12 protein-coding genes are annotated in these 14,299 nt (G+C 38.5%); 8 read left to right on the top strand and 4 right to left on the bottom strand.

Going from position 1 to position 14,299, the window contains the following annotated elements; genetic code table 11:
- Nucleotides 1-9: 9 nt before the first annotated feature.
- The 4 genes from KO505_RS13810 to KO505_RS17590 all read right to left on the bottom strand — a co-directional run bounded on the left by KO505_RS13810 (nucleotide 10) and on the right by KO505_RS17590 (nucleotide 4,897).
- Entirely contained in the window at nucleotides 10-1,479 is a 1,470-nt protein-coding gene (locus KO505_RS13810) for an ATP-binding protein (RefSeq protein ID WP_216056062.1), read from the bottom strand.
- A 211-nt stretch (nucleotides 1,480-1,690) separates the two neighbouring features.
- The gene (locus KO505_RS13805) at nucleotides 1,691-2,521 is read right to left on the bottom strand and encodes a nitrate- and nitrite sensing domain-containing protein (protein ID WP_216056061.1); all 831 of its coding nucleotides are present in this window, start codon (nucleotides 2,519-2,521) and stop codon (nucleotides 1,691-1,693) included.
- A gap of 17 nt (nucleotides 2,522-2,538) precedes the next feature.
- Complete coding sequence (locus tag KO505_RS13800; protein ID WP_216056060.1) at nucleotides 2,539-3,687, bottom strand: methyl-accepting chemotaxis protein; 1,149 nt, start codon at nucleotides 3,685-3,687, stop codon at nucleotides 2,539-2,541.
- A 211-nt stretch (nucleotides 3,688-3,898) separates the two neighbouring features.
- Entirely contained in the window at nucleotides 3,899-4,897 is a 999-nt protein-coding gene (locus KO505_RS17590) for a GGDEF domain-containing protein (RefSeq protein WP_216056059.1), read from the bottom strand.
- Between the two features lie 204 nt (nucleotides 4,898-5,101).
- On the opposite strand from KO505_RS17590, the gene KO505_RS13790 reads away from it, so the two are divergent.
- The 8 genes from KO505_RS13790 (at nucleotide 5,102) to KO505_RS13755 (ending at nucleotide 14,206) form a co-directional block, all read left to right on the top strand.
- On the top strand, nucleotides 5,102-7,324 hold the full coding sequence (locus KO505_RS13790; RefSeq protein ID WP_216056058.1) for a CHASE2 domain-containing protein: 2,223 nt from the start codon (nucleotides 5,102-5,104) through the stop codon (nucleotides 7,322-7,324).
- A 49-nt stretch (nucleotides 7,325-7,373) separates the two neighbouring features.
- On the top strand, nucleotides 7,374-8,243 hold the full coding sequence (locus KO505_RS13785; RefSeq protein ID WP_216056057.1) for a hypothetical protein: 870 nt from the start codon (nucleotides 7,374-7,376) through the stop codon (nucleotides 8,241-8,243).
- A gap of 38 nt (nucleotides 8,244-8,281) precedes the next feature.
- Entirely contained in the window at nucleotides 8,282-8,677 is a 396-nt protein-coding gene (locus tag KO505_RS13780; RefSeq protein ID WP_216056056.1) for a DUF2391 family protein, read from the top strand.
- 201 nt (nucleotides 8,678-8,878) lie between these two features.
- Entirely contained in the window at nucleotides 8,879-9,871 is a 993-nt protein-coding gene (locus KO505_RS13775; protein ID WP_216056055.1) for an MbnP family copper-binding protein, read from the top strand.
- A 68-nt stretch (nucleotides 9,872-9,939) separates the two neighbouring features.
- The gene (locus tag KO505_RS13770) at nucleotides 9,940-11,130 is read left to right on the top strand and encodes an MbnH family di-heme enzyme (RefSeq protein ID WP_252731810.1); all 1,191 of its coding nucleotides are present in this window, start codon (nucleotides 9,940-9,942) and stop codon (nucleotides 11,128-11,130) included.
- A gap of 4 nt (nucleotides 11,131-11,134) precedes the next feature.
- Nucleotides 11,135-12,340, top strand: coding sequence for a hypothetical protein (locus KO505_RS13765; protein ID WP_216056054.1), 1,206 nt, complete (start codon nucleotides 11,135-11,137; stop codon nucleotides 12,338-12,340).
- 32 nt (nucleotides 12,341-12,372) lie between these two features.
- Nucleotides 12,373-13,641, top strand: coding sequence for a sensor histidine kinase KdpD (locus KO505_RS13760; RefSeq protein WP_216056053.1), 1,269 nt, complete (start codon nucleotides 12,373-12,375; stop codon nucleotides 13,639-13,641).
- Nucleotides 13,634-14,206 carry a response regulator transcription factor gene (locus tag KO505_RS13755; RefSeq protein ID WP_216056052.1) on the top strand — a complete coding sequence of 191 codons (573 nt, stop codon included), beginning with the start codon at nucleotides 13,634-13,636 and terminating at the stop codon, nucleotides 14,204-14,206. Before KO505_RS13760 ends, KO505_RS13755 begins: the two co-directional genes overlap by 8 nt.
- The last annotated feature ends 93 nt before the right edge of the window (nucleotides 14,207-14,299 follow it).

Below are 14,299 nucleotides of genomic sequence, written 5' to 3'. Positions count from 1 at the left end.
TTTCGTTATTTACGTTAGACTCAGAGGTAATTTAACAATTATGGATAGACCACCCGTAGGTGAGTGTTCAGCCGTTATTTCACCTTGATGCGCATTTACAATTAAACGACAAATGGACAAACCCAATCCCGCCCCGCCGGTTTTACGGTTTCGTGAAGCATCCACACGATACAGGTGTTCAAACAGGTGCTCTAAATGAACATCTTCGACTCCGATACCATTGTCTGCAAAAGTTAAAATAACCGAAGGTGTGTTGTTAATCTGCTCAACACTTAAAGAAATGTTTAATTGAGTGGATGATGAATATTTGATGCAATTGTTTATGATGTTTTCAAACAGCTGATATAACCTAGTTTTATCTACGTATACGTCCACGTCTTGATGTGGAATATTAAGATTTAATTTGATCCCTGAACTGGCTAAATAACTGCGGTATTTATCTTCTTCACTCGAAAGTATCTGAGCTAAGTTTTCTTGCTGTTTACGATAACGCATACCACCAATATCTGCACTGGTTAACAGGTTTAAATCATCAATCAGACGCTGTAAGTGTTTTACTTCGTCATGGGCAGAGGCAATATTGTCTTTTGTCAGAGGTCTAATATTATCCAACATGGCTTCTAGTTCACCACGTAAAATAGCAACAGGCGTGCGTAATTCATGGGAAATATTGGCTAACCAACGTTTTCTAGCGCTATCATTTTCCGCTAAAGTTAAGGCTAATTCGTTATAATCTCTAGCCATTTGACCAAGTTCATCTTGGCGTTTTAATTGAACGGATTGTTTATAATCCCCTTGGGTAAGTTGGTGCATACTTCGGCTAATCAGTTTGATAGGTCCAACTAAGTGCCTTGCCAGAGGTAAAGTAACTAACGTCACTAATATCATGGCTATTAATGCAATTATCCATAAGTAGTTTTGTTGTTTTTCTATGAAATCAATTTCGTAACCTTTGGTTAATTGATTACGTTTAGAAATGGCCAAATAACCAATAATCTCACCCTTAGTTTCTATTTTGGTTTGAGTGTATTCCTGATCATCCAAATACCTGCCAACAACGGTATTGCCATTGATATCTAATAACGCATAAAAGGATTCTATTTCTGGCTGGTGGGGGGGAGCTCTATGACCTCGGCCTTCGGGCCTATCTGATTGTTTGCGGTCGTTGGTATTCCATTTCATTGAACGTCGTTCAGGAGGAGGCATTCTTCTTTTAGGGGAAAATTCACTGCCCTTTAATTGTTCTTTGATTAACCGAATAAATTTGCCATTCTCACCTTGCATAGAGAGCCAGTTGTTTTCTTTATTATATTCATTAGCAAGTAAAGCGGTGACTGGTTTTAATGCTTCTACTTCTTTGGTGTTAACGTAACTAATCATGCCTTTGCCAATGCTCCATTGCATAAGCAACACTAACATTGTGACGAGTAACAGGCTAAAACCAAAGAATACCAAAAACAGTTTATTTTGAATTTTCATTGTAAAACAAAACCCTTTATTTAACTTTACCTAATCTTTAATTGAATAATCTGTTGGTAAAAGCACATTTGCTTTATAAACCCTAGAACGGGGGATATGGCTAAGGTGATTACAACATAGTCGGTAGGATAATAAAGCAATGTGCAAATAAAGTGCATAATTTAAAATAACCGTGCCCTTGCAATCTTTTATTTGAACAAGAAGTTGGTATTTATAAAGCTATTTTTATTTGCTCAATTTGATTATCAAATATGTCGTCAATTGCACTAATCGTATCTGTTGCCAATGTGAAATAATCGTTTGGATTAATAGTAATGGTTTGTTTTTTAATAAGCTCATCTTCAATGATTTTACTGAGAGTAAGCATTTTATTTTGAGCATTGGTTAATAAGGTATTGTGTTGTTGACGGAAATCATCCAAACACGATAATTTAGACAAAGTATCTTTACTGGTTTTGATGATATTTTGCTCCAAAAACGATAACCGGATTTTATCAACACTGTTGCAGTTACCTATGGTTGCAACCCCAACACCTATGGCTCTTGTTTGACCAATAGCTTCCGTTGAGGCAACCAGTTCACGCCATACAAAACCAACGTTGGGCATGGTTGGTAATGACAATGAACTTAAGTGACTACTTTCGGCTTCGTCCTCTAGTACATATAACAAATTTGCAATCATCGTTGTGTGTTGTTTAAAGTTGTTTTGGGGATCGCGTTCTGTATTATTATTATTGGTTAATCGTCCCCAATGATCTAGAAATGATACCCACCTATGGTTCTTGGCCACTTTGCTGTGGCTTAGATCATGACAGATGTTATTGATGGTACGTTCAATGGTTGCAATTTCGGCTGATTTTGCATTATCACCATTTAATTTAGCTGAACTTAATCCTCGGTGTTTTTGCACTAAACTGATCAATAATTTTATACTCCCGATATTAGCTAACCCATCAAGTTGTAGTGTTTGATTGTTTTTAACTTTTATATTGTGGATCACTGCAACGGCTAAGGTGATAAGGATGACGAGAAATATATACATGTTAATGCCTCGCTATTTTATTGAGTTAACATCTTTAGATGCCCAGCAACGATTTCCGTTTCTTTCACAATTTGCGCATTATCGCGAGCGCCTTGTACAACGAGTTCTATATGTTGTGAAATTTCAAGCGTCGCAGCACTTTGTTGTTCGGCGGTAGTCGACACACTTTCCATTTTTTGCTGCACTAGGTCCGTGGCTGTTGATATGTCGACGAGAGCATCATCCACCAAGCTAGATTGAGATTCACAGTGCGTTGTTTGTTGGACTACATTGGACATGTTTTGGGCGATTTTTTTGCTTTGGCTTAATACCGTATTAACGTTATTACCTATACTATCAGCTGCATCTCTAGCTCGATGCGCTAATGCTCGCACTTCCTCTGCGACAACGGCAAAACCTCTTCCCATTTCTCCGGCTCGAGCTGCTTCAATAGATGCATTTAATGCTAATAAATTGGTTTGATCAGCGATGCCTTGAATAGACTCAGATGTCGAAGATACTATGGTTGCTAATTGTTCCAATCGTTGGATGTCTTGTTGTGTTTCTTTAGCTTCAGTTAACACGACATCGAGTGATGATTTTAAATCTAGGATAGTATTACGTCCGCTTTGAGCGGCTTGATTTGCATGTTTAGATGAAACATGAACATCGCTTATACGATCGTTAACTTCAATTAAAGAGTGACTCATTTCATTAATTGCAGCTGCGGTTGAACTCGTCGCGTCAGATTGTTTTTGTACATTGACTGACACAGCTTGTGCTTTGTCAATCACTTGAGACGCTGAATAATCCACCTCACTGAGTTTGTCATGGTGCTGGTTATTAACCCGACTTAATTCACGGTATGAATTCATAAATTGTTCAATTGCGTCAACTGGCAGCAAAGTTTGGATAGTTAATTTACGATAATCAAACGACTCAGCATCAAAATTAATTAACAACCCTTTAAAGTTTGATAATTCCTTAGATAAGATTAAAACCAAAGATAAACACAGATAAAATGTAATAAGTGCATAGAGTGGAATGAGTGTTTGATGGATATTAATATTGGTGAATAAGGATATAGGAAAAAAGGCAAAAACAAGCAGCAATAAAGAGGAAATATAAGCGTTAAAGCCGATAAATTTAATTAATTGTCGAGCAGGCCAAGTAAAAGTGATTAACATTTAATATTGAAACTCAAGTCCGTTGATGAGCTTAATTACTTCAATATATATTCCAGTTTATAACTAGCTGAAATTTAAAACAAAAGATGATTGGCGTGAGTCTTTATTGAACTAAAGTGGTGCAAAAGTTAATCATCTTGCTCTAGTTTGGCTTTTGTTTATGAGCAGAACTATATAAAAGAGGATGGGCTGTAATTTAAATATAATCGTGTTAACTAATGACTTGGTTTCGGCCACTTTCCTTCGCTTGATAAAGATTTTCATCGGCATGTTTTAACCATTCTTCCCAGGTTTTTTCTTTATCAACTTCCGCCAACCCTATGCTTAACGTTGGGGTGATATCATATTCAAAATCAAGTTTGCTTAACTCTTGTTGAACGTTATTGGCAAAAGTCCGTGCATTTTGCAAATTAGCATTAAATAAAACGACTAAAAATTCCTCCCCACCTAATCGATAAACTTTATCCACGTTGCGAGTACGTGTTGCTAATAATTCAGCGATTTTAATAAGGACTTTATCACCAACATCATGACCATGTTGGTCATTAATTAACTTAAAGTGATCGATGTCAATACTCGCTAATGTCATTGGTGTGACAGTTCGATTGTGTTGCTCAATCGCTAGGGATATGTGCTCTTCAAGTGTTAAGCGATTTAACAGTCCGGTTAACGGATCTGTGATGGCTAATTTATGTAATTTATTCTGTTGATCCATAATCACGTTAACAAATAAACTGGAAAGGGCGCCTACAGTAATGAGTGTGCCATATATTCTGAGAGCAAACGAGGGATCAAATTGACTTAAAATCTCAGGGGAAAGAATAACGATAAGTAAGGTATTTGATATCAAGGCTTGGCGTTGCTGCATGATGAAATTGACAACAACTAATGTCGGAAAACACCATAAAATTCCTATAATTCCTCTATCTACAAGTAGGTTGTACATCAGAAAGTAAGCAATTGGCATTAATACAAAAAAAGCAATATTACCCTTGTATTGCCTCTGACTGTTCATGTTAAAACTGATATAAAAAATACAGCAACAAATGATAAAAATGAGTCCACCAACTAAGAAGTCACCTAGCACAAAATTGGCAATTGAAAATGGTGTCACGCATATTAATAAAACGAGTGCCAACCTATGAATAATTTTATGCATAGAGATAGGCATAGCGTTTTTGTCATCCGTTGTTAATTTGATTTTAGGCACTTAATTTCCATCTAAGTATTAACTATTTTCAATAAGATAAAGGTAGTTTAATTTCAGATAATAACCTAACTAAGTTATAAGTGAAAACGCAGAGATATAATACATATTTAAACCAAAAAACATAGGTTTATAGGATTAGTACTGTGCAAATGGAGTTGAGCCAATTATAGTAAAGACACAAATATAACGATGCGGAATCGTTAAATGAACAAAATAAAAAAACAACTCAATACTATTGTCCTTGGTCTTATCTTGACCATTCTTTTTGCGACCCTAGTAAATCCAAGCATCGCAATAATTAAAACAACAATAGATAGGATTGAAGGGATAATTTATGACATTCGTTTAAACGCAACATTGCCTGAAAAAGTACGAGAGTCCGATCATAATATTTTTGTTGTCGATATTGATGAAAAAGCGATCAAAGATTACGGCCGTTTTCCTTGGACTCGACATACTATCAAACAACTTATCACTAATTTGGTTGATGCTGGTGTTGTCGTCATTGCCTTCGATGTTATCTTCCCTGAACCTGAATTAAATCCGCTAGACACTGTATTTAATACTGATATAGGGCAACGATTATCGGGTATTACTGCCGAGCAGTTAACCGCACTGCGGGACGAACTTGATGCAGATACACAAATGGCACAAGTGTTAGGTGACACGGATATCGTCTTAGGTGTGTTATTTCAACAAGAAGCGTCCGTTCAAGTAGGTAAGTTAAAAGACTCAACCGTAAACTTACTGGATAAATCAGCCGTTCAAGTACAAAGCTTAAACTTCCCTGGGCAACTCGCTAACTTAGACGTATTACAACAAGCGGCGTACGGACAAGGATTTATCAATTCAGCGCCAGATCCCGATGGCTTTATTCGAAGAGCCGCTTTGGTGATTCAACATAACGGGCAATTTTATCCTTCGTTGGCGCTTGAAGCCGCAAGGTTGTATAACCTATCTGAGACAATAGATCTTGAAACGACTCAGTTGCCGCATACCGACCATCACAGTATAACCGCAGTTAAATTTGGCAATAATAGAATTCCGACGGATGAGTATGGTCGGGTTTTAGTGCCTTTTCGTGGAGGACAAAAGTCATTTCCATATTACTCTGCCGCAGACGTGTTAAATGGCAGTTTAACTTCTGAAGAGCTCGAAGGAGGCATCGCTTTTATCGGTACCTCTGCTGTTGGGCTGGCTGATTTACGTTCAACTTCTGTAGGTCTGCAATACCCAGGAGTTGAAGTTCACGCGAATATTTTGGAAGGGATTTTACAAACGGACCTATTTTCATACCGCCCAGATTGGTGGCAAGGTGCCTTGTTAATACAGATACTGTTGCTGGGCATTATCTTGTCAGTTGCTTTGCCATTATTGGGTCCTATGCATATGGCTATTCTTGGCGGGGTATCTTTTGCGTTTGTTGTTGGTTTTAACCTATTTATGTGGGACCAAAAAATCGCTCTGCCAGTTACCCAACCACTTGGCTTGGTGCTCTTTATAACGTTTTACAATTTAGCCAGAGGCTTTTTTGCTGAAAACAGTAACAAACAAAAGATTAAATCAATGTTCGACCAATATGTCCCTCCTGCTCATATCGACAAAATGTTGAATGACCCAAGCGGCGTGTCGTTAGAGGGGGAACGTAAAGAAATGTCAGTGTTATTTTCTGATATTCGTAGCTTCACTAGTATCTCTGAAAAGTTATCGGCGAATGATTTGAAAGACTTATTAAACGAGTATTTTTCACCAATCACAAAAAGTATTTTTGAACATCAAGGTACAATTGATAAGTATGTTGGTGACATGGTTATGGCATTTTGGGGCGCGCCGTTAAACGACCCTAATCACGCCGAAAATGCCGTTATTGGTGGTTTTGATATGTTAAAAATCACCGCTGAATTACGCCAACAATTTTTGGAGAAAGATTGGCCAGCAATCTATGTTGGCATCGGTATTAATACCGGTGACATGAACGTTGGTGATATGGGATCAGAGTACCGCCGAGCGTATACCGTGTTGGGCGATGCGGTAAATTTAGGCTCGCGATTGGAAAGTTTAACCAAGTTTTATGGTTTAGAGTTTCTGGTAAGTGAATTCACCAAAGCACAATGTCCTAACATTTTATTTAGGCCTGTGGATAAAGTTAAAGTAAAAGGTAAAGAAGAAGCGGTAGCTATTTTTGAACCTGTATGTGAAAGCAAAGATTTAACTGCAGAATTAGAGCAAGAGCTAAAAGACTTGGATGTGGCTTACCATTTATATTTGGCGCAAAAGTGGGACCAAGCTAACTTGGCCTATAAAACCTTGTTAAGTCAGTATCCAAACAGAAAGATATATCAGATATATATAGAAAGAATTGAACAGCTTAAAGACGTTGAATTAGAAGCTGATTGGGACGGTTCATTCACCCATACGTCCAAATAGAGACCTTATTTGACGTTGAATAAGTTAGGGTCATTAAACTAGGTAATGTATGAAATTTAGAATCATAGGACTGGTTGTTGCACTATTATTTATTTTGTTAGGCGCGCATCCAGCAAAAGCGAAGGACGTTGTGATGTCTGGGGCAGAACGCTCAGACTATTTTACCCAAGCACTCTCCTTGGCTTTATCTTATGCGCCCGAAAAACAATATCAAATCAAGTTTATCAATTTTGATGTACCTAAATTAAGGGCTTTAAAACTGATAGCCAATCATGAAGGGATTGATGTTATCCCCGCCGGTGCAACCGTAGAACGGCAAGAATTAGTAAACCCGATAAGATTGCCTTTATTAAAAGGTTTGTTTGGTTGGCGAGTACCACTGGTTTTAGAAAAAAATAAAGACATGTTTTTACAAAAACAGACAGACGTTGAATTTAAGCAGCATATAGCAGGACAGTTATACACCTGGTCAGATACAAAAATTCTAGAAAGTAATGGTATTAAGGTCCTAAAAGGGAGCAAGTTTCTTGGCCTGTTTACCATGTTAGAAAAGGAAAGGTTTGATTACTTCCCTCGTTCCATGTTGGAAGTAGAAGAGGAGTATCAAAGGTTTAAACACCATGGGATAATCATAGAGCCGAATATTATTCTGCATTACCCCACGGCTTATTATTTTTATGTAAGCAAACAAAATGTGGAGTTGCATAATGATATTAGAAATGGACTCGAATTAGCCATCGCCGATGGCCGTTTAAATACACTATTTAAACAACATTTTGGTGACATCATTACCAGGATAAATCTAAAAAACAGACGTTTAATAGAATTAAATAATCCATTTTTGCCGCCCGACGTTCCATTAAGCCGCAAAAATTTATGGTTGGACGTAGAGCAATATATTGATAACAACGTTAATTAAAGTCGTTATCCATCTCACTTATTAAGAGTAACCCAAAAATGAAATTTAGCTTTAACGTAGAAGACGCAAGTCAAGTATTTGTAGGTGCATTTGCTTTAGCCGTGCCGATTTCATTTTCTGAAGAAGCTTGGAAGTTAGGTGAAACTTTACCATTAATAAATTTGTTTATGTTGTTTGGTTTATCGGTTTTATTCCTTGGTTTGTTTACTTATCAAAGTGTGTTTCAAAAGAATATAACAACACGTAAAACTGCCTTTGTGTTTCGTATAGTGATTGCTTATATCATCACTGCGTTTGTGGTTGCATTAGTATTATTCTGCTTGGATAAATTACCTTTTTTTGAAGATCCCATGACCTCATTAAATCGCATCGTGGTGATTACAATGCCTGCGTCTATGGGCGCCATTGTGGTAGACAGTTTAGATAAAGAGTGAACACAGTTAATACTCAACCTACAAAATAACGCTAATAAAAACGTCACTTCTATTTAGGTGCGACAATTTGTCGCATTGAGTCCTCGTTAGATAAAAATCATAATACGATCATCAAGTTGGACTAATTGCCAAGTAACCAAATTACGAGTTGTTAGTCCGCAACTATGTTTATTTTATATTAAACAAATACCAGAGAATATTATGAAATTGAGTTCTAAAACCAAAGTGAGTGTATTGTCATTAGCGACTGTTTTTATGTTAAACGCATGCAGTAGTGACATGGAAAATGAAACCTCGATGACGGAGTTTTCGTTAAATTTCACGGCCATGAGTGGGTCAGAAGAAGTAAGTTGTGACACTGTATTGTCTGGGTTTGGAACGGAAGGGCATTATTCTATTGGTGTGAGTGATTTACGTTTTTACGTTAGTAATTTGGCATTTTATGATCAGTATGGGGCTCAAATTGAAATAACATTTAACGACAATGACTTTCAGTTAAATCATGATAAAGGTTTTGTCGGTCTAATCGATTTAACCAGCAACAGCACGGGCAGTTGTGCCTCGGATGCTATCGCTAATGGTGAAGGTACCGCTAGAACGAATAACATGATAACCGGCAAGATGTTAGACATAGGTGTTAACAAAGTGACATTTGACTTAGGTGTCCCTCAAGCAGTTATGAAAGAGGTTATCACGACTCAAAGTGCTGAAGATGCGCCATCGCCATTAAATGAAATGTATTGGTCTTGGGCTTCAGGATATCGTCATTTTGTAATGAATTTTGCCATTGAGAGTATGATGGGCTCGAAAGGTGAAGGATATTTACATATTGGGAGCCGAGGTTGTGGTGATGATGGTGGTTTATTAGCGTTAGAAAACAAAGAACGTTGTGATTTTGTTAATACCGCCAAAGTAGAACTCAATAATTTTGATCCTAATATCAATCAAGTTGTCATCGACATTGACAACTTACTTGCTGACTTAGCGTTTTCAGCGTCAATGAGTGGGCATGGAAGTCACAGTGCGACGGCAGAAAATGACGATGAAATGACCATGGACGCACCATCTGTGACATGTCACTCAACAAGTCCAGATATGCAGGCAGACTGCGGCCCAATATTCAATAACCTTGGTTTAGCCACAGAAGATGGCAGCGCTACGGTAAGTGGCAACAAGGTTGTTACGCTTAAATAAGCCTTCCTATTGGGGCTCAGGCCCCTTTTTTATTTTAATTAACAATAATCACTAACTTGAGAACTATCTTGAGAACTTTAAAAATCGGTTTGTTAATACGTATTGTGTCTTTGAGTGCTGCATTGTTTTGTGTAACTGGGTGCGAACAAGATTCTAGTACCATCATTGAAACCAGTAGTGACAATCGCTCAGTCAGAGAGATATTAGATCTTCCTGATCATATGCCCACACCAGCGATTCCAGATTTTAACCCGTTAACTAATGCCAAAATCCAACTGGGACGTTTTTTATTTTACGACCCAAGGCTCTCTGCCAACCAAGCACAATCTTGTGCGTCATGTCATAACCAATCATTAGCGTTTGCCGACGGTATTGCACAACCGTTAGGTTCAACCGGTCATCAGTTGGTCAGAAACAGCCAAGGCTTAGCCAATGTTATTTATCACTCCACCTTAACCTGGAGTAATGATGGCTTTTTAGAACTTGAAGATCAGTTAAATGTACCAATTCGAGCTGATAACCCAATAGAGCTAGGGGTCACAGATGCAAAGCTCGATGAAGTTTTATTGCGCTTTGAACAAGACCCTCAATATGTAGAAATGTTTGCTATGGCGTTTCCAGACAGTGATTCAAATATCACAATGAATAAGATCATCTTTTCACTGGCAAGTTTTGTCAGAACGATGATCAGTGCATCCAGCCCATACGATCAATATTTAGCGGGTGATAAGTCAGCGTTAACTCAGCAACAGATCAAGGGTTTTCAGTTATTTAATGGTGAAAAGTTTGAGTGTTTTCATTGTCATTCAGGCATTAATTTTTCATCTTCTTACCGAGACGCCAATACCGCCAGTGATGCCATCCAGTTCCCATTTTTTAATAATGGTTTATATAATGTAGGCGGAGATGGCAGTTACCCAAGTGATGATCAAGGTTTGTATGATTTATCACTTAATCCTGCAGATAAAGGCTTTTTTAGGCCGCAGAGCTTAAGGAATATCGAGTTAACCGCGCCTTATATGCACGATGGCAGTATCGCAACGTTACGGGAAGTCATAGAGCATTATGCGAGAGGTGGCAGTTTAACTGAGTCCGGTATTAATGCGGGAGACGGACGTTTAAGTCCACTTAAGTCAGGTTTAATTCAGGGGTTCGACGCGACCGATGAAGAAATTGATGCGGTTATCGCATTTTTAGAGTCTCTTACCGATGAAGAGTTTATTACGTCACCCAAGTTTTCCAACCCTTTTGAAGAATGATCCCATGCGAAAAATTACCCCCTATATATTATTAGCTACAAGTTTGCTGTCGGTTTCGACTGTCATGGCACATGAGCCAAGCTTTATTGATATGCCATCACAATTATTGTTAAAAAGCGCAATGGGTGTGCAAAACACATCGATAGTGGCAAATGATCAAGCATGGTTAATTCCTGGAGTTATGTTAGGAGGTGAGTCCACCCCCCAATCTTCTGGGACAGCCATTAATGATTTACAATTATTTGGCCGCCTTAACCTAGAAGGTGATTATTACTTAGGCAGCAAAATTGGTTTTCATCAACATCAAGGAGAAGGTGAGTTAGAGCTGGAAAACTATTGGTTTGGTAAATACTTTAAATTTGAAAACAGCATTTTAAAAATTGATGTGGGCAAGACGGCGACAGATGTAACACCCACAGCTAATTACCACTCCTCACAAGATGAATTTAATACTAAACCTCTATTAGCTGAAGCATTTTTTGGTGGTCATCATAAAGATACCGGCGTAAAAGCAAACTGGTATTGGCACGAACTTGAAGTGGGATTAGAAGCATGGAATGGCGATAGTTGGCCAACCAGCTCAAGCAAAGGCAACGTTGCAGGTTTTGTTCGTTATCATGGTTTTATTTACGGCGTTAAAACCGATGTGGCGAGTTGGTACTCTGCAGGCAAAGCGGAACAACGAATAGACAGTCGTTACGACAGCGGCCATAGTCATTCTGCGACTACAATCACGGCGCCTGATGTCCGCTTCACCGGCGATGTGGCCATGGCGGGCAGTTATGTATTGTTATCTCAGCAAGTAAATGACGACTTTTTATGGTTAGCTCAATGGGAATGGATGCACAGTGAGCAAGATGGAAAAATAGAAGACACAACACAAAGTGCAGGTATAGATCAAACTTTAGATGGGTATCGCTTCATGTTAGGGGTCAACTACCAAACCCATAAGTTTTTTGTCCAGCAAGAATATTTGGCTATCAACAATAAGTTTACTGATGCCAGTACCTCGTTAATCGAACAACAAGGTTTATACAACCAAGGCTTTGAACCACAAAGGTTAATGTTTGGGTACCATTGGCAGTGGAATGCTGATTTCACTTTACGCATTGAATCGGTCAGCGACAAAACTCAGTCATACCAAGATGGATTAGACAAAACGCAACAATACTGGTCTTTAGGTTTGATTTGGCAACATAAACTGTTATAAATCCGCTAACTCAATACAAAAGCGCAGTGTCGATGCAGAGCAAAACCATAAAAAGCAGTCAGCAGATTAGGCCAATAGTAAAAGCGAGATTTTCATTCATCGTTTTGCAGCTGATTGCTATTTTATTATCCCAATTTTGGATCCAATCTGAATTACCTTTTTTAACTTTATACGCCATTGTGGCAATAGAAACAGCATTAAATGTAATGTTTGTTTACCTGTACCGCACCAATCGAAATGTCAGTATCAATGCCTACTTTATTCAAGTTGTGATGGACATCTTGTTTTTAACGGCTTTGTTGTATTTTAGTGGTGGCGCATCTAATCCGTTTGTATCACTGCTGTTATTGCCCATAGCAATAGCTTCCGTCACTTTACCTAAACACCTGTTATTGGTGGTGACATTGTTGGCGATGAGCGCTTATTCAGGTTTATTGTTAACCTTAAGTCCTCATGATTTACACCACATGAATATGGAACAGCACTTATTTGGCATGTGGCTTAATTTTTTATTGTCTGCCTTTGTGGTGGTGTTAGTTGTAGCCTCATTGATCAAGGCCGTGAACAAACAAGAAAAATTGGTGAGTAAACAACGTGAAGATCAATTACGCCAAGAGCAGTTGTTATCTTTAGGGGCCGCCGCCGCACAATTTGCCCACCGATTAGCCACGCCATTAGGTACCGTGCATTTAATCTCGGAAGAATTACAAGATATTCAAACCTATGATGAATCTTTGTTTAATCAGTTAGACCAAGAGCTAAATGTATGTAGACGCCATTTAGATGACTTTAGGGCCATGGCAGAACAAGTGAAAAACAACGCAAAACAGTGTTTAGGCTCACAACAATTTATTAATGATTTACGCCAAGAAGTTCAATTGAGCTTTCCCAGCACTAAGGTGATTTGGCAGGTTGGCGAGCTGGCTAATTTGTCGTTAATGGTGGCTCCCATTTTAATGCCCGCTTTGTTAAATCTGATCCAAAATGCAGTACTGGCGAGTAAAACTGACAACCCGAATGATTCCCATATTGAAATAACCGTTGCTCCACACATAGCTAATAACACGATTGTGATCAGTATCCGAGATCACGGAGTTGGCTTTGCAAACGACACATTATTACAGTTGGGCAGTGAGTTGGTGGACAGCAAACATGGTTTAGGTATGGGGGTATTTTTATCACATGTCACTTTAGATAAGTTAGGTGGTCAGTTAAAACTATATAATCATCAACAAGGCGGGGCTGTTGCTGAAGTCACATTACCTCTATTAGCTGCACAGCCGGAGTTGGATAATGTCTGATTTGATAGCGGAGCCTATTAATAAAAAATTGTTGATCATAGAAGATGACGAGAGCTTCGCGGCTGTGCTAGCGCGCAGATTAGAACGGCATGATTATCAAGTTGATATTACCCACACTACGCAGTCCGGTCTTGAGTTAGCTGAAAAAATAAGCCCTGAATATGTATTATTAGATATGAAAGTGGGTGATGACAATGGCATTCATATCTTGCCCCAATTAAGACAGTTATTACCCAATAGCCGCATTATTTTATTGACGGGTTATGCCAGCATTGCTACGGCGGTTGAGTCCATTAAATCTGGCGCGGATGACTATTTATCTAAACCAATTGATGGTGCAAGTTTACTGGCTACCTTACAAGGTGGAGTAAAAACCGCTGACCAAGGAGCAAGTAAGGGCAAACACAATATTGAACCTAGTATGTCACCAGCCCGTATGGAGTGGGAGCATATTCAACAAGTGTTAAAAGTGAACCAAGGCAATATATCTGAAACGGCCAGACAGCTTGGAATGCACCGCCGAACACTTCAACGTAAGTTAGCAAAAAAACCACAAGCCAATTAACAAAACCCTTTTCAGTTACTCGCTCTTCTTTTAATTTTTTCGAAACTCGAAACTCGAAACTCGAAACTCGAAACTGATCTGCCCCCGAAATAA

The sequence above is a fragment of the Psychrosphaera sp. F3M07 genome (genome assembly GCF_018860345.1).
Taxonomy (GTDB): domain Bacteria; phylum Pseudomonadota; class Gammaproteobacteria; order Enterobacterales; family Alteromonadaceae; genus Psychrosphaera; species Psychrosphaera aquimarina.
The sequence above is the reverse complement of the archived record's forward strand: the minus strand, read 5'-3'. Positions and strand labels throughout refer to the sequence as shown.

Bases quoted from the DNA above. Each gene is read 5' to 3' on its own strand.
- KO505_RS13810 (WP_216056062.1), bottom strand. From the start codon at position 1,479: ATGAAAATTCAAAATAAACTGTTTTTGGTATTCTTTGGTTTTAGCCTG.
- KO505_RS13805 (WP_216056061.1), bottom strand. From the start codon at position 2,521: ATGTATATATTTCTCGTCATCCTTATCACCTTAGCCGTTGCAGTGATC.
- KO505_RS13800 (WP_216056060.1), bottom strand. From the start codon at position 3,687: ATGTTAATCACTTTTACTTGGCCTGCTCGACAATTAATTAAATTTATC.
- KO505_RS13790 (WP_216056058.1), top strand. From the start codon at position 5,102: ATGAACAAAATAAAAAAACAACTCAATACTATTGTCCTTGGTCTTATC.
- KO505_RS13785 (WP_216056057.1), top strand. From the start codon at position 7,374: ATGAAATTTAGAATCATAGGACTGGTTGTTGCACTATTATTTATTTTG.
- KO505_RS13780 (WP_216056056.1), top strand. From the start codon at position 8,282: ATGAAATTTAGCTTTAACGTAGAAGACGCAAGTCAAGTATTTGTAGGT.
- KO505_RS13775 (WP_216056055.1), top strand. From the start codon at position 8,879: ATGAAATTGAGTTCTAAAACCAAAGTGAGTGTATTGTCATTAGCGACT.
- KO505_RS13765 (WP_216056054.1), top strand. From the start codon at position 11,135: ATGCGAAAAATTACCCCCTATATATTATTAGCTACAAGTTTGCTGTCG.
- KO505_RS13760 (WP_216056053.1), top strand. From the start codon at position 12,373: ATGCAGAGCAAAACCATAAAAAGCAGTCAGCAGATTAGGCCAATAGTA.
- KO505_RS13755 (WP_216056052.1), top strand. From the start codon at position 13,634: ATGTCTGATTTGATAGCGGAGCCTATTAATAAAAAATTGTTGATCATA.